We start from the raw sequence: 18564 nt of genomic DNA, 5'->3' as shown, positions 1-18564 counted from the left end.
TCAGCCCGGCGGGGGATGGACGATGTAGAGTCCGGGCCGCCCGCGTTACAACTTTCAGACATGTCGAGCGCGGCCGGTCCTCCCTCCGCTCACCGCGCCCCTTCATGCGTGTCTGTTCACTGTCATCGGTCAAGAACCGCATCGTCCTCGGCCAGCCGCTCGCCTTCAGCGTGCGCGACGCCGACCGGACCTTGCTGCTGGCGCGCGGGCAGGTCATCGCCGACGAGGCCCAGCTCCGTGCGCTGATGGGCCGCGGCGCGCTGGTGGAGGTCCACGAGCTGACCGAGGCGATGCGCCAGCCGCAGCCGACGCGCTCGCCCGCCTACCTGCGCGACCGCCTGCCCGAGGAATGGGACCGCGGCATGCAGGACGTGCGCAATGCGCTGTCCGCCACGCCCGACCGCATGGCCGAAGCGCTCGACGGCGCGACGACGCTGCTGCTCTCGCTGATCGACAGCTCGCCCGAGGTGGCGCTCGCCCAGGTGGTGCGCCAGCCCGGCACGGGCACCGGGCATTACGGCGTGACGCACTCCCTGCACGCCGCGACCGCCTGCCAGGCGGCGGCGCGCTACCTCGGCTGGGGGCCGGAGGACCAGCGCCGGGCCTTCCAGGCCGCGCTGACGATGAACCTGGGCATGCTGGACCTGCAGGCGCGGCTGTCCAGCCAGGTGTCGCCGCTGACCTCGATGCAGCGCGACGCCATCCATGAGCATCCGATCCGCAGCGTCGAGATGCTGAGCGCCGCCGGCATCGACGACCACGACTGGCTGGAAGCGGTGCTGCAGCACCACGAGACGCCGGACGGCCGCGGCTACCCGCACGGCATCGGCGACATCGGCGAGCTGGCCGAGATGCTGCGCTACGCCGACGTCTACACCGCGCGGCTGAGCAGCCGCGCCAACCGGCCGGCGATGAGCGCGGCGCAGGCCGGCCGCGAGCTCCACCAGATGGCGGCGCAGAGTCCGCTGGCGGCGGCGCTGATCAAGGCCTTCGGCATCTTCCCGCCCGGCAGCCTGGTGCGACTGGCCAGCGGCGAGGTCGGCCTGGTCGTGCGCAATGGCGAGAAGGCGCATCGCCCGATGGTGAGCGTCTTGACCAACGCCAATGGCGAGCCCCGCCACACCCCGGTGCTGCGCGACAGCAGCCGCGACGACCACGCGGTGGTCGCGCTGCTGCCGGCCCACGCCGCGCCGATCCGCCTGTCCGACGAGCGCATCGCGACGCTGATCGCCGGCGCCTGAGGCATCGCCGGTCGGGCACCGGCTCACTCTTGCTTTCCGCCCACCCCGATGGGTGGCACCTGTCGGGGGCCGCCTTCCTATGGGTGGACGCCTTGGCGCGCCCGCCCGCGCAGACTGCGACCCGTTCGATCAAACGGGGGATGCATGTGAGGCGCGAGCTGGAACTGAAGTCGGGAACGTGGCGGGCGGTGGTCGCGCCGGCCCGGGGCGGACGCCTGCGCTGGCTGGGCCAGGCGCGACCGGGCGGCCACGAGCCGTGGCTGCGACCGCTGATCACCGAGCGCGGCGCGCTGGTGGGCGGCGCGGCGGCCCGGCTCGAGGCGCCGACCGAGGTGGCCGAAGGCATGGACGCCCTGGTCCCGGACCCGATGACCTTCGACCAGCCCTGGCAGGTGACCCAGCAGTTGCCGGACCAGGTGACGCTGATGCTGCATCCCGGCCGCTCGGCGCCCGGCACCTGGGGCTTCCAGGCGAGCCAGACCCTGCGGCTGGACGAGCATCGGCTGGAGTGGTCGCTGTCGGTGCGCAACCTGAGCCGCATGCCGCTGCCGGCGCGCTTCGGCTGGCTGATGCACTTTCCCGAGGATTTCGCCGACGCCGCCTGGCTGGACGACACCATGGACCTGGTGCGCCGCATCGAGCGCGGCCGCGTCGAGCTGCGCGAGCCCTGGTGCGGCGTCGCCTCGCTGAGCGGCGCGGGCGGCCGCCTCGTGCTGGCGCGCGCGGCCGCGCCGCTGGACACGCTGCGCTTCGAGCGCCATCCGACGCGCAACTCGGTCCAGCTGGGGCTGTGGACGGCGGACGCGCCGCGGCTGGCGCCGCTGCCGCGCGGCGAGGAACTGACGCTGCGCCTGAGCCTGGACCTGCTGCTGCCGCGCCTGCCGCCGCTGCCGACGGGACCGTCCGCGGGGCCGCTGATCCTCTGAGCACGGGCGGCGGCAGGCGGCCCGGCCCCTATACTGCCGCGCGCCGCGCTGCTGCCGCGGCGCCCCCGTTCATGCCGCCGTTGCCGTCCCTCGCCGCCTTGCGGCCCTACCTGCGCGACGCCTTGCGCGACGACCTCGTCGCCGCCGTGGTGGTCAGCGTGCTCCTGATCCCCCAGAGCCTGGCCTACGCGATGCTCGCGGGCCTGCCGCCGCAGGTCGGCCTCTACGCCAGCCTGCTGCCGCCGCTGTTCTACGCGGCGCTGGGCTCCAGTCCCTTCCTGAACATCGGCCCGGTCGCGGTGCTGGCGCTGATGATCATGCAGACGCTGCAGCTGGCGCCGGCCGGCGTCAGCCCCAGCGAGGCCGCCCTGGTGCTGGCCGCCGAGGTCGGGCTGTTCCTCGGTGCCGCGGCGCTGCTGCGCCTGCATGCGCTGGCCGCGCTGTTGTCGGTGCCGGTGCTGCACGGCTTCGAGTCCGGCGCCACCATCGCCATCGCCGCCAGCCAGCTGCCGGTGCTGATCGGCTCGGCCGCCAGCGGCGGCACGCTGCCGGAACTCTGGCGCTCGCTGAGCGCCCACGGCTTCGACGGGCGCGGCGTCGCGGCGCTGTTCGGCGTCGTCTCGCTGCTGACGCTGGTGGCGGTGCGGCGCCTGCCCAAGGGCTTCGTCTCGCGCATCGCGCCGCTGGCGGTGCTGCTGGCCGGCATCGGCATCGCCTGGGCCTGGGACCCGCAAGGCCTGCCGCGCGTCGGCGAGCTGCCGCCGCTGGCGCTGGTCTTCACGCCGCCGCGGCTCGATCCCGAGCTCTGGACCGCGATGCTGCCCGGCGCGGCGCTGATCGGGCTGCTGGGCTATGTCTCGAGCCTGGCGGTCGCGGAATCGCTGGCGCGCCGGGTCGGGCAGCGCGTCGATGCGCGGCGCGAGCTGATGGGATTGGCCGCGGCCAACCTGGCGGCGGCGGTGTCCGGCGGCATGCCGGCGGCGGCGAGCTTCTCGCGCAGCGTGCTGATGAGCGACGCGGGCAGCCGCACCCGCATGACTGGCGTCTTCGTCGCCGCGCTGATGGGCGTGGTGCTGCTGACGCTCTCCCCGCTGCTGGCCTGGGTGCCCAAGCCGGTGCTGGCGGCCAGCATCATGGTGGCGGTCCTGTCGGGGCTGAAGTTCGGCCCCTATGCCGACGCCTGGCGCTACGCGCGCGCCGAGGCGCTGCTGATGGTGGCGGTCACGCTGCTGGTGATCTTCGTCGGCATCACCGCCGCGCTGGGCCTGGGCGTGGCCGGCGCGATCGCGCTGCTGCTGCAGCGCAGCGCGCGGCCGCATGTGGCCCTGATCGGCCGCATCGCCGGCACCGAGCATTACCGCAACGTCGAGCGCCACCAGGTCGTGCTCGACCCCGAGGTGCTGGGCCTGCGCATCGACGAGAGCCTGCTGTTCCTGAACGGCCGCAGCCTCGCCGACGTCGTCCAGGCCCACCTGGACACGCACCCGACGACGAAGCGGGTGCTGCTGCAGATGTCGCCGGTCAACGCCATCGACTTCAGCGGCCTGAGCGCGCTCAAGGAGCTGCACGAGACGCTGGAGCGCCAGGGCCGCCGTCTCGACCTCAGCGAGGTCAAGGGGCCGGTGCTGGACCGGCTCAAGGTCAGTGGCTGGGAGTCCTGGTTCCGCGGCCGGCTGTACCTGTCCCACCACCTGGGCATGCAGGACCGGGAAGGGCGCTGATCGCTCCCGCCTTCCGGCGTCAATGCACGTCGTTCAGGTGCCCATGCCTGCGCGGGTCCGGCATCAGGAAGCAGACGAGGAAGGCGAACAGGCACATCACCGAGACGTAGACGTAGAACGCGCTCTCGACATTCGCCGCCTTGAGGCTGAGCGCGACGTACTCCGCCGAGCCGCCGAAGATCGCGTTGCCGATCGCATAGGAGAGCCCGACGCCCAGCGCGCGGATCTCGGGCGGGAACATCTCCGCCTTGATGAGGCCCCCGATGGAGGTGTACAGCGAGACGATGGCCATCGCCACGACGATCAGCCCGAAGGCCGCATAGGGGCTGTGCACGCCCTTGAGCGCCGACAGCAGCGGCCAGGTGCCCAGCGCCCCGAGCAGGCCGAACCACAGCATCGAGGTGCGCCGCCCGATGCGGTCCGACAGGGCGCCGAACAGCGGCTGCATGCACATGTAGACGAACAGCGCCGCGGTCATCACGGTGCTGGCCACCTTCTTGTCCATGCCCACGCTCAGCACCAGATATTTCTGCATGTAGGTGGTGTAGGTGTAGAAGGCCAGCGACCCGCCCGCGGTGAAGCCCAGCACGATCAGGAAGGGCTTCATGTGCTTGCTGAAGAGCTCGCGCATCGATCCGGCTTCCTTGCGCTCGAGCTGCTCGGCCTTGGCGGTCTCGGCCAGCGAGCGGCGCAGGTAGAAGGCAATCACCGCGGTCGCGGCGCCCGCCACGAACGGGATGCGCCAGCCCCAGGCATGCATCTGGGCGTCGGTCAGGGTCTGCTCCAGGATCGCGACCACCAGCACCGCCAGCAACTGGCCGCCGATCAGCGTCACGTACTGGAAGGACGCGTAGAAGCCGCGCTGCCCGCGCAGCGCCACCTCGCTCATGTAGGTGGCGCTGGTGCCGTACTCGCCACCCACCGACAGCCCCTGGAACAGCCGCGCCAGCAGCAGCAGGGTGGGCGCCATCACGCCGATGGTTTCGTAGGTCGGCATGAAGGCGATGGCCAGCGAGCCGCCGCACATCATGAGGACCGAGATCATCATGGCCGTCTTGCGGCCCTGCTTGTCGGCGATGCGGCCGAACAGCCAGCCGCCGATCGGCCGCATCAGGAAACCGGCTGCGAACACGCCCGCCGTGTTGAGCAGCTGGACCGTCGGGTCGCCCTTCGGGAAGAAGGCGTGCGCGAAATAGATCGAGGTGAAGGCGTAGACGTAGAAGTCGAACCACTCGACCAGGTTGCCGGAGGAGGCGCCGACGATCGCCAGGATGCGATCGCGTTTCTCGTGCGGCGTGTAGCGCCCGGGCTGGCCGGAGGCCGGCGGCATCGCACCGCCGGTCAGGGGAGGAGTCTTGGCAGTCATGCCGGCAGACTACTCCCGCGATGGAAATCCCTCACGTCCGGTTCGGACGAACCGAACGCCACGCGCACCGCGGTCGGGCTAGCCCACCTCGGCGACCGCCAAGCGCACGCCAAAGGCCAGGAACAGCGCGCCGATGCCGCGGTTGAGCCAGCGGCCCAGGACCTGCGCCCAGGCCTGACCGCGCGCGCGGGCACCCGCGGCGGCGCTCGACCAGGCCAGCAGGTGACACCACACCATGCCGTTCACGTTGAAGATCGCCCCCAGGAAGAGGAAGGCGGCGGCCTTGCTCGGCGCGTCGGCCGAGATGAACTGCGGCACGAAGGCCAGGAAGAACAGCCCGACCTTGGGGTTCAAGACATTGGTCAGGAAGCCCTGCGCGAAGATCCGGCGCAGCGGCAATGGCGCCGGCGGGGGCATGCCTTGGAGGGATCCGGGGGAGCCGCTCTCCGCCGCGGCGGCGCGACGCTTGAAGAGCATCCCCGCGCCGAGGTAGATCAGGTAGGCCGCGCCGAGCAGCTTGACCACGGTGAAGGCCGCCGCCGAAGCGGACAGCAGCGCCGACAGTCCCAGCGCCGCCGCCAGCACATGCACGCAGGTGCCGGCCCCGATGCCCAGCGCGGCCGCGGAGCCGGCGCGGAAACCCTGGGTGGCGCTGCGCGCCATGATCAGGAGCGAGTCCGGACCGGGTGTCATGTTGAGCAGCAGCCCGGAGGCGATGAACAGGCCGAGGTCGAGGGTACCGAGCATCGAAGGCGTCTCCCGAAAGGCCGACATCATGCCTGCCCCTCGCCCTTCCCCCCCGCGCGGCGGGCGCCATGCGCCATCACGCCCCTTCCGGGGGACGCCGCGCGCACTGCGCGCGGGAATATCGGCCGCCGCCGGCGCGAATGCCGATTGTTCCGATCTTTTCAACGGAGTGTTGCAAGCGAATGGATTTAAGGGTCAACCCTTATCGCTCATAGTTCAGCCCATCGACACATCGAAACCGCTCCAGGAAATTTCCACGAGGCGACGGCTGAAACCTCCGGGCAACCGGCGGAATTCAAGAGAAACCCAGTGGCATCCCAAGCGCAATCGTCGGGTCGAATCCTCCACCCGTGCCCCTTCGCTGATCGCCCTGGGACCGAAACCGAAAGGAAAGATCATGAGCACCAAGAACATCCTCGCTTCCGTCCTGTTCGCTTCCGCCGCCCTGGTGGCCGGCAGTGCGATGGCCAACGACAACCCCCACACCCAGCCGGTCAACACCCCCAGCGCCGTGAGCCGCGCCGAAGTGCTGGCCGACCTGGAGATCTACCGCGAATCGGGCCTGGCCGCCGTCGAGCAGTCGGAGACCTACGGCTACGACAACGCCCGCCGCGATGCCGCCAAGGCGCGCTACGCCGAACTGCGCAGCTCGCCGTACTACGCGACCCTGGTGAAGAAGTTCGGCGGCAGCGCCCCGGCCACCGCCGTCGCCGGCCGCTGAGCGACTCGTTTCCTGTCCCCTCCTGAGAGAACTCGAACAATAGATTCCTGAGAGCGATTTTTGGGTCAAGGGCTTCGGCCCTGGTCGGCGGCGGTTCTCCGCACTCCACCCTCCTGTCCGTCGCCGACCGCCTATACCCCCCTCGGATGAGCCACTGCTCGCCGAGGGGGTTTTCTTTTACTTAAGTTGTATTTAAGCCGAATTCAGGGTGATGCGCGAATCGATACTCGTGTCGACCGAGGAGATATTCAATCGATATTCGCCCCGGCGCGCTGAAACGGGGCACCAGAACGCGGCGCAAAAGGCCGATTCGGAGCGGAACGCGCACGACCGTGCGGATTCCCTGAGAATCGCCCGTCGGCCCGCCAGCAGTCCCCCATCTTCCGGGCCGCCAGAGCGAGGGTGTCGATGGACCGGATCGTGCAAATGCGGGCGTTCGCCCGGGTGGTGGAAACCGGCAGCTTCACCAAGGCGGCCGACTCGATGGACCTGCCCAAGGCCAGCTTGACGCGCCTGGTGCAGGCGCTGGAAGCGCGGCTGCGGGTGCAGTTGCTGACGCGCACCACCCGCAAGGTGAGCGTCACGCAGGACGGCGCCGCCTATTACGAGCGCACCATGGCCCTGCTCAGCGAGCTGGAGGCCATCGACCAGGGGATGCTCCACGACCAGAGCAAGCCCCGCGGCCGCCTGCGCGTGGACGTGACGACGCTGACCGGCTCGCGGGTGCTGATCCCGGCGCTGGCGGACTTCCATGACCGCTACCCCGACATCCAGATCGCGCTGGGCGTGAGCGACCGCGCGATCGACCTGCTGGTCGACAACGTCGATTTCGTGCTGCGCGTGGGCGCGGTGCAGGATGCCGGGCTGGTGGCGCGGCGGGTCGGGCAGATCCAGTTCTGCACCTGCGCCGCGCCGGCCTACCTCCAGAAGCACGGCACGCCGCTGGCGCCGCAGGACCTGGACCAGGAGCCGCATCAGGCGGTGGGCTACTTCTCGTCGCGCACCGGGCGGGTGTTCCCCTTCGTCTTCCATCGCGGCGACGAGCGCGTCGAGATCGAGGGCCGTCGGCGGCTGGACGTCAACGACAGCAACGCCTATGTCGCGGCCGGCCTGGCCGGCCTGGGCGTCGTGCAGCTGGCCCGGTACGCGGTGCAGGACCAGCTCGACAGCGGCGAGCTGGTGCCGCTGTTCCCCGAATGGCATCACAACGCGGTGCCGGTCTACCTGGTCTATTCGCCCAACCGCTATGTCTCGGCGCGCATGCGCGTCTTCATCGAGTGGGTGGCGGAGACGCTGGCGAAGAAGGGCCTCGGGCCCGATTGACGCGAGCTCAGACGGTCCCGGCGGGTGCGCCGCCGGAGCGGCCCACCAGCCACATGACGAGCAGCGCCAGCAGCAGCACCCACACCACCACGATCGCGCCGGCCACCTTGAGGTTGCGCGGCAAGCGGCCGCGCTGCGCGGCGGCGCGCTGGCGCGCCCGGGCGATCACCGCCGGCGGCATCAGGCGCAGCACCAGCCAGAAGCCCAGCGGCACCAGGATCAGGTCGTCGAGCAGGCCCAGCACCGGGATGAAATCCGGGATCAGGTCGATCGGGCTGAGCGCGTAGGCGGCGACCGCGATCGCGACAAGGCGCGCCAGCCAGGGCGCCTCGGGATCGCGGGCCGCGTAGAAGACGGTGAGCAGCTCGCCCTTGAGCAGGGCCGCCCAGCGCTTGAGGGATCCGCGTTTCATCCGCGCATCATGCCCTCATCGCGCGAGCGGGGCTCAGTCGGCCCAGATGACTTTCCGGCGCTGACCGATCCAGTTTTCCAGGCGCGGGCCGTAGACCTCGTCGACCCGGTTGCGGCGCACCTTGAACGTCGGCGTGATCAGGCCGTTGTCGACCGTCCACGGCGTGGCCGTCACGATCAGGCACTCGAGCTGCTCGTGCGGGTCCAGGCGCGCATTGACCTTCTCCAGGTGGGCGGCCAGTTCCTGCTCCAGCGCGCCGCGGTCGCGCGCGGCGGCCTCGGGCGACAGCATCGCGATGCCCACCGGCTGCGCGAAGTTGGCGCCGGTCACCGCGCAGGCCTCGATCGCGGGATGCGTCGACAGCCGGTCCTCGATCGGCGCCGGCGACACGTACTTGCCCTTGCTGGTCTTGAAGAGATCCTTCACCCGGCCGGTGATGCGCACGCAGCCCGCGAGCGCGCCCTTGTCGGAGATCTCCGCCTTGTCGCCGGTGTGCAGCCAGCCGTCGGCGGTGAGCGTCTCGGCCGTCAGTTCCGGCTGCTTGTAGTAGCCCAGCATCAGCGCCTGGCTCTTCATCTGCAGCTCGCCGGTGATCGGATCCAGGCGCACCTGCACGCCGTCGTAAGCGGGCCCGACGCTGCCGATCTGGTCCTGGCCCGGCACGGTGATGTGGGACAGCGCCAGGTTCTCGGTCATGCCGTAGCCCTCGTTGATCGGCAGGCCCAGCGCGCGGTACCACTTCAGCAGCGCGACCGGCATCGGCGCGGCACCGCCGGCGGCAAACTTGCATTCGTCCAGGCCCAGCGCCTTGAGGATCTTCCTGCGCACCAGCTTGCCGATGATCGGCAGCTTGAGCAGCCGCTCGAGCTTGGGCTGCGGCACCTTGGCCTGAACGCCCTGCTGGAACTTGGTCCACAGCCGCGGGACCGAGAAGAAGACCGTCGGCCGGGCGCGCTGCAGGTCGGCGGCAAAAGTGTCCAGGCTCTCGGCGAAGTACACCGTCATGCCGGTGTGCAGCCAGCCGTGCTCGACCAGCGCCCGCTCGACCACATGCGCCAGCGGCAGGTAGGACAGCATGCGGTCGGACTCGGTCAGCGGGATGCGCTTCAGGCCCGAGCCGATCGCCCAGGCGAAGTTGCCGAACGAGTGCATCACGCCCTTGGGCGCGCCGGTCGTGCCGGAGGTGTAGATGATGGTGGCCAGCTCATCGGCGCCGCGGGTCGGCTTGCCCTTGAGCGGCGGCGTCTCGGCGCAGATCGCGTCCCAGTGGTCGTAGGCGTCCTGCGCGTCCTCCGGCGAGACCGGATAGGAGATGCACGGCAGCCCCAGCGGCACGCCGGGCCGCATGCCTTCCCAGCCGTCGAGCTTGCCGACGAAGAGCAGCTTGGACTCGCTGTGGCTGAGGATCTGGTGGATGGTGTCCGCGGCCAGCGTCGGGTACAGCGGCACGCTGACGTAGCCCGCCATCCAGATGGCGAGGTCGCTCATCAGCCACCAGGCGCAGTTCTTCGACAGGATGGCGACACGCGCGCCCGGTTCCCAGCCCTGCTCCAGGCCCAGCGTCTTCAGGTGGGCGGCCATGCGGCGGGCCTGGTCCGCGACTTCCTTCCAGGTGAAGTCCTTCACCACGCCGCCGCCCATCGGCTGGCGCAGCGTGACCCGGTTCGGCGTGTCGAGCTCCCAGGCGTACAGGCGTTGCAACGCGAGGGAATCAGCCGGCAGGCGGGTCGTGGACATCGGTGGTCTCCTTGTTGTGATGGTGCTGAAACCGGACGGAATCAGCGCCGGAGACTACGCCGGCCCGCGCGAGGCAACGAGCGGGTTTCTTCGATGACCGTGATCGACTTGGCACCCTAAACCAGGGTTTCCTTTGGACACGGGGGTAGACGCTCAGCCCTTGGCGGCCGCCGCCTCGAGCTCCGCCGCGACCAGCGCCTCGAGCGCCGGCAGCAGCAGCCCGTCGCCCACTTCTCTGGACACCGGCGCGCCATCGAGCGCCGCAGCGCCGTCGCGCTTGAGCTTGGCGACCCACTGGCCGGCTTCCTTGCCCTGCGGCAGGCCGGTGCTCTGCAGCAGCAGCGTGCCGTCGGCGGCGAGCAGCTTGAAGTAGAAGAGCCCGTCGGATTCGCGGTACTGCTTGAACGCGGGGACGGTCGACTTGACCTTGACCGCCTGCGCGACCGGCGCGGCCAGCGGCTGGAAGCGGCGCAGGCCGACGGCCTCGCGGGCGCGGGCCAGCAGCGGCGCGGCGATGGCGCGGGCCCTGGCGGCGCCTTCCATCAGGATGGCCTCGATCTTCTCGGGGTTGGCCATCAGCGCGTCGTAGCGCTCGCGCATCGGGCCGATCTCGGCATCGACCAGCGCGAACAGCTGGTCCTTGGCCTCGCCCCAGGACAGGCCGCCGTGCAGCGCAGCGCGGAAGGCCTGGCGCTGCGCCGGCGTGGCGAACGCGTCGTAGATCTGGACCAGGTGCGAGCCCTCGGTCTCCTTGGGCTCGCCGGGCAGGCGCGAGTCGGTCACGATCTTGGAGATCGCCTCGCGCAGGGCCCTCGCGCCGCCTTCGAACAGCGGGATCACGTTGTCGTAGCTCTTGGACATCTTGCGACCGTCCAGACCCGGCAGCAGCTCCATCTCCTCGTCGATGCTGGCCTCGGGCAGCACGAACAGCTCGGCCTTGAAGGTGTGGTTGAAGCGCTGCGCGACGTCGCGCGCCATCTCGATGTGCTGCGCCTGATCCTTGCCGACCGGCACGCGATGGGCGTTGAACATCAGGATGTCCGCGGCCATCAGGATCGGATAGCTGTACAAACCCATCGTGATACCGGCGTCCGGGTCCTCGCCCGCGGCGACGTTGGCATCCACCGAGGCCTTGTACGCATGGGCGCGGTTCATCTGGCCCTTGGAGGTGACGCAGGTCAGCAGCCAGGTCAGTTCGGGGATCTCGGGGATGTCGCTCTGGCGGTAGAACACCACCCGGCTCGTGTCCAGGCCGGCGGCCAGCCAGGTGGCGGCGATCTGCAGGCGCGAGGCTTCGATGCGGGCCGGCTCGTCGCACTTGATCAGCGCGTGGTAGTCGGCCATGAAGAAGAAGCTCTCGACGCCGGGCTCGCGGCTGGCCGCGATGGCGCGGCGCACCGCGCCGACATAGTTGCCGAGGTGCAGGGTGCCGGTGGTCGTGATGCCGGTCAGGACACGCAGGGTCATGGGAGCTCGTCGCCGTCGTTTCGCAAAACGGCGATTGTCCCGCAAAGGCGGACCGGCGCGGGCCCCCTCCAATGGCGATGCGTTGGGGGAGGCGCCGGGGAATGCGTGGGGGGACCCCTTGAGGGGGACGCCGGGGAGGCGCGTCAGCCCAGCGTCGCCATCGGCTCGCCCAGGCGCACCGCGCTGCCGGGCTGCCAATGCGCGTTGAACTGCATCGGCAGGTGCTTCGGGAACAGCATCACGACGGTCGAGCCGAGCAGGAAGCGGCCCATCTCGGCGCCACGCTCGTAGCTGAAATGCTCGTTCTCGTAATGCCAGGTACGGGGACGGCCCGGTCTTGGCGGATTGACGACGCCATGCCAGACCGTGGCCATCGAGCCGACGATGGTCGCGCCGACCAGCACCAGCACCCAGGGGCCGAACTCGCCTTCGAAGAGGCAGACCACGCGCTCGTTGCGCGCGAACAGGCCCGGCACGCCGCGCGCGGTGACCGGGTTCACCGAGAACAGGTCGCCCGGCACATGCACCATGCGCACCAGGCGGCCGCCGCAGGGCATGTGGATGCGGTGGTAGTCGCGCGGGCTGAGGTAGATCGTCGCGAAGTGGCCGTCGCGGAACTGCGCGGCCAGGTGCTGGTCGCCGCCCAGCAGCGCCGCCGTCGAATACTGGTGGCCCTTGGCCTGGAAGAGCTGGTCCGCGCGGATCGGGCCGAACTGGCTGATGGCGCCATCGACCGGGCAGATCAGCGGCGCATCCGCCAGCGGGCGGGCGCCGGGCTTGAGCGCGCGGGTGAAGAACTCATTGAAGGTCGCGTACGCCGCGGGATCGGACTCGGCCGCCTCGGCCATGTTCACGCCGTAGCGGTCGATGAAGCGCCGGATCGTCCAGGTCGTGAAGCCGCCCAGTTCCGCGCTCGCCAAGCGCCCGGCCAGGCGCGTCATGGCCAGCTTGGGCATCAGGTATTGAGGCAGGACGGCAAGGCGATCGGACACAGCGGTGGGCCCCCGGAAGGGCGGGAAAAAGGGTGGCGGATTCTAGGCGGGCAAGGAACGGTCCCGCACCCGGGTTGGTCCCGGGCGGCGCGCGTCCCCCGGTACCATCGCGGTTTCCCTCTTCTGCACCCCTCTGCCCCCCGATGGCCGCCCCCGAGCACCAGCACAGCTCGTTCTACAAGTTCGTCCGCCTGGACGACACGACCGCGCTCGCCCAGCGCCTGCGCGAGCTCAACCAGACCCTCGGGAACACCATCGGCGGCAACCTGCTGCTGGCGCCCGAAGGCATCACCGGCGCACTCGGCGGCCCCGTGCCGGCGCTCGACGCCTACGAGGCCGCCTTGCGCGCCGAACCTCCCTTCGCCGACCTGCGCTTCAAACGCAGCTTCTGCACCACGCGGCCGTTCACGCTGCTCAAGGTGCATGAAAAGCCGGAACTCGTGGCCTTCGGACTGGACGGCGTCACCGGCCTGGCCGACCCGCGCGACACCCACGTCTCGCCCAGCGAATGGCGCGAGCTGATCCGGCGAGACGACGTCGTCGTGCTCGACAACCGCAACCACTTCGAGTTCACGCTCGGCCATTTCGAAGGCGCCATCGACCCCGGCGTGCGGCACTTTCGCGACTTCCCCGCGTACGTGGAAGCGCACGCCGAAACCTGGCGTCGCGAGGGGAAGACCGTCGCGATGTACTGCACCGGTGGGATCCGCTGCGAAAAAATGTCCGGCTGGATGGCCGAGCGCGGCTTGACGGTGCGGCAGCTCGATGGGGGCATCCTCAACTACTTCGAACAGATGCCCGATGCCGAGGTGGATTGGCGCGGAGAGTGCTTCGTCTTCGACAAGCGCATCGCGATCGACACCCAGCGGAGGGAGACCGATACGACGGCGGAAGAGGTCTATGGGGATGATCCGGCCGAGGCTTGGCGGTTGGCGCGGGCGAGGCGCTTGGATCCTTCGAAAGGCTGATCGACTCCGTTGGGCCAGGCGCGGGCACTCCACGACGCGGGGGGCATCACGTCCGTGAACCCCCCGCATCGTTCCGGCCCCACAAGCACTCGCTGACGGCGGGCCTTGGCGAAGCGGCCGGGGTGGTCGCCGGCGAGGTCTTTCGTGAGCGCGGGACGGGCGCTCGCTGACGTAGGGCCTTGGCAGAGCGGCCGGGGCGGTCAGCCGGTGAGGTCTTCCGTCAGGCGCAGGCGGCGGGGGTTGCGGATGTCGATGACCGCGGTGTGGGCAGCCTTGTCGTGCAGGCCCTGGCGATTGGCGTCCCACAGGATCTGCAGGAAGCCCATGCCGCCCGTGGTGGCGCCGGCCGCGTAGCCACCGTAGCGGCGCACGCAGAGCATCGGCTTGAGCGGCTTGCCAGTGAGCTCGACGATGCGCAGGCCCATCAGCTTCTTGCCCGGCGTCTGGCCCGGCCAGATCAGCGGGAAAGCAACGAAATACGCGAAGGCCCAGGCCAGGTTCAGGCCCACCAGCTCCCACCAGTGCCGCAGCTTCTCGATCGGCGAGCGCTTGGCCTCGTCCTTGAGCTTGCGGACCTCCTCCTGCAAGGCCTTGATGCGCACCCGGTCGGCCTTGCGCTGCAACTCCCGGTCGTGCTCGAGCCGCGCCAGATCCAGTTCGCCCGCGCTCGCGGCCGAGGCCGCCGCGGCGACCGCTGCCTTCACCAGGTCCTTCGTCTCGGCACCGGCCTCGTCCGACTCGTCGTCCGAGCGGTCGTTCCGGTCGGGGGAAGCGGCGGCGACGGCCTCGCGGCGCGCCTGCTTCGTCGGCTCGTCGATGTGCTCCATCGTGCTCGAGTACAGCCCGAACGCGACCAGGCACAGCGCCGGCGCCCAGCCGAGCCAGCCGCTGTCCGCCCGCAACTCGCCGCGCGAGGCACGCTGGTGCTTGTGCCAGCGCCACGCGATCCAGCAGAAGCCCGCCAGCAGCGGCGTGTTGCCGAAGTTGGAAAGCACCGTCACCAGGGTCACGTCGACCGCCATCGCCTTGGCGCGCTGCCACGGCGAGGCCAGCGGCAGGCCCAGCAGCGCGGGCGCGACGTTGAGGTCCTCCGGCGTGATCCAGTCGCGCGGGTCCTGCGGCGCCTCGCCGGTCGCAGCGCTCGGGGCGGTCGGGGCAGCGCGAGCGGGAACCGCGGCGGAGGCGACGGTTGCAGAGGCGACGGCTGCGGCCGCGGTGGTGGCAGAGGCGGCAGCGGCTGCGGTGGTGGGGAGGGGAACGGGCGCCGGGCTGTCGGGCAGCGCCGGGGCGGCAGCCGACGGGGACGGATCGACGGGCGTGGTCATGGGCCGGCATTGTCGCGAGCGGGACCCGGCCCGCAGGCCCATGACTTCCCCTAGCGGCGACGCAGCGAGCGGGCGGAAGTTTTCCTCCGGCGCCGGAAGGGACGCGCGCTGGCGGGCGGTCCGGCCGCGTTGCAAGATGTCGCCCCATGTCCCGACCGGGCGCCGGGCCATCGAACGACCCCCGATAATTCGCGCTCGCCCACCGATTCCCACCGCGCGCTCCGCGCCAGGCCATGTCCAATCTCATCGTCCACGGCGGCTCGCCCCTGAAGGGCCGCATCGTTCCCTCGGCCAACAAGAACGCCGTCCTGCCCATCCTGTGCGCGACGCTGCTGACCCGCGAACCGGTGCGGCTGCACGGCGTGCCGGAGATCACCGACGTCAAGAAGATCCTCGAGGTCTTCCGCAATCTCGGTAGCCATGTCGCCGTGGACTTCAAGAGCGGCGTGCTGGACCTGCATCACCGGGACACCCACTTCGACGCGGCCAAGGACCACCTGCCCGAGGAGATGCGCTCGTCGATCATGCTGGTGCCGGGCCTGATGGCGCGCTTCGGCGCCGCGCGCATCGAGGACGACGTCAAGGGCTGCACGCTGGGCGCGCGCGAGATCGATCCGCACGTGGAGGTCTTCGAGCGCTTCGGCGCCAGCGTTGACCGCGCCGCGGACGGCCTGCTGCTGCAGGTCCCCGGCCAGCTCAAGGCCAACGACCACTGGACCGACTACGCGTCCGTGACCACGACCGAGAACTTCGTGCTCTGCGCCGCGCTGGCGCACGGCACCTCGACGCTGATGAACGCGGCCAGCGAGCCGCACGTGCAGGAGTTCTGCCAGTTCATGCAGATGCTGGGCGCCAGGCTCGAGGGCCTGGGCACCTCACGCCTGACCATCCACGGCGTGAAGGAACTGGGCGGCGGCGAGTTCACCTTCGCCGAGGACTTCCACGAGATCGTGACCTTCCTCGCCCTGGGCGCCATCACCGGCGGCGACGTGAGAGTCAAGAACTCGCATCCGGAACAGTTCCCGCTGATCGACCGCACCTTCGCCAAGTTCGGCGTCCAGATCGTCCACGAGGACGGCTGGTCGCACGCGGTGGTCGACGGCAAGCTCAAGGTCAAGGAGCCCTTCACCCGCAACATCCTGCAGAAGGTGGAGGCGGCCCCCTGGCCCTACCTGCCGGTGGACCTGCTGCCCATCTTCGTCGCGCTGGGCGTCAAGGCCGAGGGCAGCGTGATGTTCTGGAACAAGGTCTACGACGGCGCGATGGGCTGGACCACGGAGCTGTCCAAGTTCGGCGCCCATGCCTTCCTGTCCGACCCGCACCGGATGGTGACCTTCGGCGGCAAGACGCTGAGCCCGGCCGAGGTCGAGAGCCCCTACATCATCCGCGTCGCGATCGCGCTGCTGATGGTGGCGGCCAGCATCCCCGGCAAGTCGGTCATCCGCAACGCGACGCCAGTCCGTCGCGCGCATCCGCAGTTCGCCGAGAACATCACCCGCCTCGGCGCCAAGGTGGAATGGGTCGACGGCGACTGATCGCCACCTGGGCGATTCTGACGGCGGCCTGCGCCGCCGCGCAGCCGACACCGCCGGGCGCGACACCGGCCGCAACGCCGGGGGCGACAGCGGCCGCCCCCTCCGCGCCGCCCGTGCTGCGCTGGCTGGTGCAGGACATGCCGCCGCACTTCGCCTACCGCGACAAGCGGCCGCCGCAGCGCGTCGAGGATCTCGGCGACGGCGAGGTCGACGGCTTCCTGCGGCTGCTCATCGAGCGCATGCCGCAGTACCGCCACGAGTTCATCGAGCTGAGCCTGCCGCGTTTCGAGGCCCAGGTGCGCCAGGGCGAGACGATCTGTTCCGTGCTGCACGTGCGCACGCCCGAGCGGCTGCAGTGGCTGTACTTCACCACGCTTCATCCGCCGATGCTCTCGCGCCAGATCCACGTGGTGGTGCGCCGCGAGGACCTGGCGAAGTTCGCGTCGAACGGCCAGCCCCTGCAGCTCGCCGACCTGCTGCGCCGCACCGACCTCACCGGCCTGCTGCCGCGCGACCGCAGCTTCGGACCGCGCATCGACCGCATGCTCGCGGAGCATCCCGAGCGGGCGCCGCGCTCGGTCGTCGCCGGCCGCGGCGCCCATCTGCTGCCGATGCTGCGCGCCCGGCGGATGGACTACACGCTCGAGTACCCGGTGACCGTCGACGACTTCAGCGCCAGCCACGCCGGACCCCCGGAGCTGGTCAAGCTGCCGCTGGTCGAGGGCCGCAGCACGCTGGTGGCCACCGCCGGCTGCAGCCGCACGCCGGACGGCCGGCGCGCGATCGAGGCCATGGACCAGGCGGTGCGCCAGCTCGCCGCCGATCCGCAGCGCGAGGCCTGGATCAGGGCCTGGCGCAAGGGCACCCCGATCGACGCCGACGACCTGCAGCGACTGAACCGCTTCCTCGACGAACGCGCGCGCGGACCCGCACAGATCGAGTGATCGCCTGATCGAACGACCGCCCTCCTCAGATCCCCTCCCGCCCACCGACCTCGCTCACCGGTCCCGCTCACCGCCGCCCGCGCTCACCGCCACTCCCTCGACGCTCTTCGACGACTCGCCATGGCCCGCCCTCCCAAGCTCGAACTGCCGCTGCGAGACGGTGTTGCCGCGAGCGCGCTGGCCTGCCCGCCGGGGTCATGGCCGCTGGTGCTGGACTTCCTGGCCGAGCGGTTGCCGCTGGTCGCACGCGACGACTGGGCGATGCGCATGAAGCGCGGCGACGTGCTGGACGACGCCGGCACGCCGCTCTCGCCGGACGCACCTTACCGGGCGCAGCGGCGCCTCTACTACTGGCGCTGGCTCGCGGCGGAGCCCGAGGTCCCGGGCCAGGTGCGCGTGCTGCATCTGGACGAGCACCTGCTGGTGGCGGACAAGCCGCACTTCCTGCCGGTGACGCCCAAGGGCCGCTACGTGCAGCAGACCTTGCTGACGCGGCTACGCCGGGAGACGGGCTTGGCGGACCTGAGTCCGATCCACCGGCTTGACCGCGAGACCGCGGGGCTGACCTTGTTCTCGGTCCGGCCCGCGACGCGTGACGCCTACCAGCGCCTTTTCCGTGATCGCGATGTGGAGAAGGTCTACGAGGCGATTGCCCCGTGGCGCGACGAGGTCGCCGCGCGGCTCCCTTTCGACTACGAGAGTCGTCTCGAGGAGCATCCGGTGGACTTCATGCAGATGCGCACGGTGGCGGGCGAGCCGAACGCGCGCACGCGCATTGCGCTGATCGAGCGCCTGGCCGCGGACCGCGCCCGTTACGAGCTGCGGCCGCACAGCGGCGTGAAGCACCAGTTGCGAGCGCAGCTGTGCGCGCTGGGTCTGCCCATCGAGGGCGACCGCATCTATCCGGTGCTGCGCCCGGTCGAGGACGAGGTGGATTTCAGCCGGCCGCTGCAGTTGCTGGCGCGCGAGATCGCCTTCACCGATCCGATCAGCGGCCAGCCGCGGAAGTTCGTGACTTCCCTGAAGCTGGCCGGGTCCCCCGCGCCTGGATAAGGCCCGAGCGCCTGGATCTCACTGGGCCCGGAACAGGGCTTGGGGTTCCCGGACGGGACGCCCCATGCCCTGTGATGGGCCGCGCT

The 18564-nt window shown here is 70.4% G+C and carries 16 protein-coding genes; 9 read left to right on the top strand and 7 right to left on the bottom strand.

Translation table 11 applies throughout. The features are described 5' to 3' along the window. Positions 1–104 precede the first annotated feature (104 nt). The 3 genes from BM393_RS18725 to BM393_RS25830 all read left to right on the top strand — a co-directional run bounded on the left by BM393_RS18725 (position 105) and on the right by BM393_RS25830 (position 3888). Positions 105–1241, top strand: a complete 1137-nt coding sequence (locus BM393_RS18725; protein WP_091730086.1) for an HD-GYP domain-containing protein — start codon at positions 105–107, stop codon at positions 1239–1241. Between the two features lie 140 nt (positions 1242–1381). After that, on the top strand, positions 1382–2167 hold the full coding sequence (locus BM393_RS25835; protein ID WP_175538411.1) for a hypothetical protein: 786 nt from the start codon (positions 1382–1384) through the stop codon (positions 2165–2167). 71 nt (positions 2168–2238) lie between these two features. Continuing rightward, a complete protein-coding gene (locus BM393_RS25830; RefSeq protein WP_175538410.1) occupies positions 2239–3888 on the top strand; it encodes a SulP family inorganic anion transporter in 1650 nt (549 codons plus the stop codon). A gap of 19 nt (positions 3889–3907) precedes the next feature. Here the strand turns inward: BM393_RS25830 and BM393_RS18715 are convergent, their stop codons facing one another. Next, positions 3908–5254, bottom strand: coding sequence for an MFS family transporter (locus BM393_RS18715; protein WP_217648471.1), 1347 nt, complete (start codon positions 5252–5254; stop codon positions 3908–3910). 78 nt (positions 5255–5332) lie between these two features. Beyond that, entirely contained in the window at positions 5333–6001 is a 669-nt protein-coding gene (locus tag BM393_RS18710) for a LysE family translocator (protein WP_091730075.1), read from the bottom strand. Positions 6002–6398: 397 nt separating this feature from the next. Between BM393_RS18710 and BM393_RS25360 the strand changes: the two genes are divergently transcribed. Next, positions 6399–6722, top strand: a complete 324-nt coding sequence (locus tag BM393_RS25360) for a DUF4148 domain-containing protein (RefSeq protein WP_221211165.1) — start codon at positions 6399–6401, stop codon at positions 6720–6722. A gap of 426 nt (positions 6723–7148) precedes the next feature. Further along, a complete protein-coding gene (locus BM393_RS18700) occupies positions 7149–8045 on the top strand; it encodes a LysR family transcriptional regulator (protein WP_310732156.1) in 897 nt (298 codons plus the stop codon). Between the two features lie 7 nt (positions 8046–8052). Here the strand turns inward: BM393_RS18700 and BM393_RS18695 are convergent, their stop codons facing one another. The 4 genes from BM393_RS18695 to asd all read right to left on the bottom strand — a co-directional run bounded on the left by BM393_RS18695 (position 8053) and on the right by asd (position 12653). Continuing rightward, positions 8053–8457 carry a YkvA family protein gene (locus BM393_RS18695; RefSeq protein ID WP_091730062.1) on the bottom strand — a complete coding sequence of 135 codons (405 nt, stop codon included), beginning with the start codon at positions 8455–8457 and terminating at the stop codon, positions 8053–8055. 33 nt (positions 8458–8490) lie between these two features. After that, entirely contained in the window at positions 8491–10194 is a 1704-nt protein-coding gene (locus BM393_RS18690; RefSeq protein WP_091730058.1) for an AMP-binding protein, read from the bottom strand. 153 nt (positions 10195–10347) lie between these two features. After that, positions 10348–11661, bottom strand: coding sequence for a tryptophan--tRNA ligase (locus BM393_RS18685; protein WP_091730054.1), 1314 nt, complete (start codon positions 11659–11661; stop codon positions 10348–10350). Positions 11662–11804: 143 nt separating this feature from the next. Further along, positions 11805–12653, bottom strand: coding sequence for an archaetidylserine decarboxylase (gene asd, locus BM393_RS18680; protein ID WP_091730050.1), 849 nt, complete (start codon positions 12651–12653; stop codon positions 11805–11807). Positions 12654–12796: 143 nt separating this feature from the next. Here asd and BM393_RS18675 point away from each other — a divergent pair, with 143 nt between their 5' ends. Beyond that, positions 12797–13621 (top strand): rhodanese domain-containing protein, encoded by an 825-nt coding sequence (locus tag BM393_RS18675; protein ID WP_091730046.1) that lies wholly within the window; start codon positions 12797–12799, stop codon positions 13619–13621. A gap of 200 nt (positions 13622–13821) precedes the next feature. Here BM393_RS18675 and BM393_RS18670 read toward each other — a convergent pair whose 3' ends face one another. After that, a complete protein-coding gene (locus BM393_RS18670; protein ID WP_091730043.1) occupies positions 13822–14946 on the bottom strand; it encodes an RDD family protein in 1125 nt (374 codons plus the stop codon). 233 nt (positions 14947–15179) lie between these two features. On the opposite strand from BM393_RS18670, the gene BM393_RS18665 reads away from it, so the two are divergent. From BM393_RS18665 to BM393_RS18655, 3 genes are all read left to right on the top strand, one after another. After that, entirely contained in the window at positions 15180–16481 is a 1302-nt protein-coding gene (locus tag BM393_RS18665) for a UDP-N-acetylglucosamine 1-carboxyvinyltransferase (RefSeq protein WP_091730040.1), read from the top strand. Between the two features lie 113 nt (positions 16482–16594). After that, positions 16595–17425, top strand: coding sequence for a hypothetical protein (locus BM393_RS18660; RefSeq protein ID WP_091730036.1), 831 nt, complete (start codon positions 16595–16597; stop codon positions 17423–17425). A gap of 120 nt (positions 17426–17545) precedes the next feature. Continuing rightward, positions 17546–18478, top strand: coding sequence for a pseudouridine synthase (locus BM393_RS18655; RefSeq protein ID WP_091730032.1), 933 nt, complete (start codon positions 17546–17548; stop codon positions 18476–18478). The last annotated feature ends 86 nt before the right edge of the window (positions 18479–18564 follow it).

Origin of the sequence: Mitsuaria sp. PDC51 (genome assembly GCF_900113225.1) — a bacterium.
Lineage (GTDB): Bacteria > Pseudomonadota > Gammaproteobacteria > Burkholderiales > Burkholderiaceae_C > Roseateles.
Note: the sequence above shows the minus strand (reverse complement) of the source record. Positions and strands in the feature narration are given on the sequence as shown.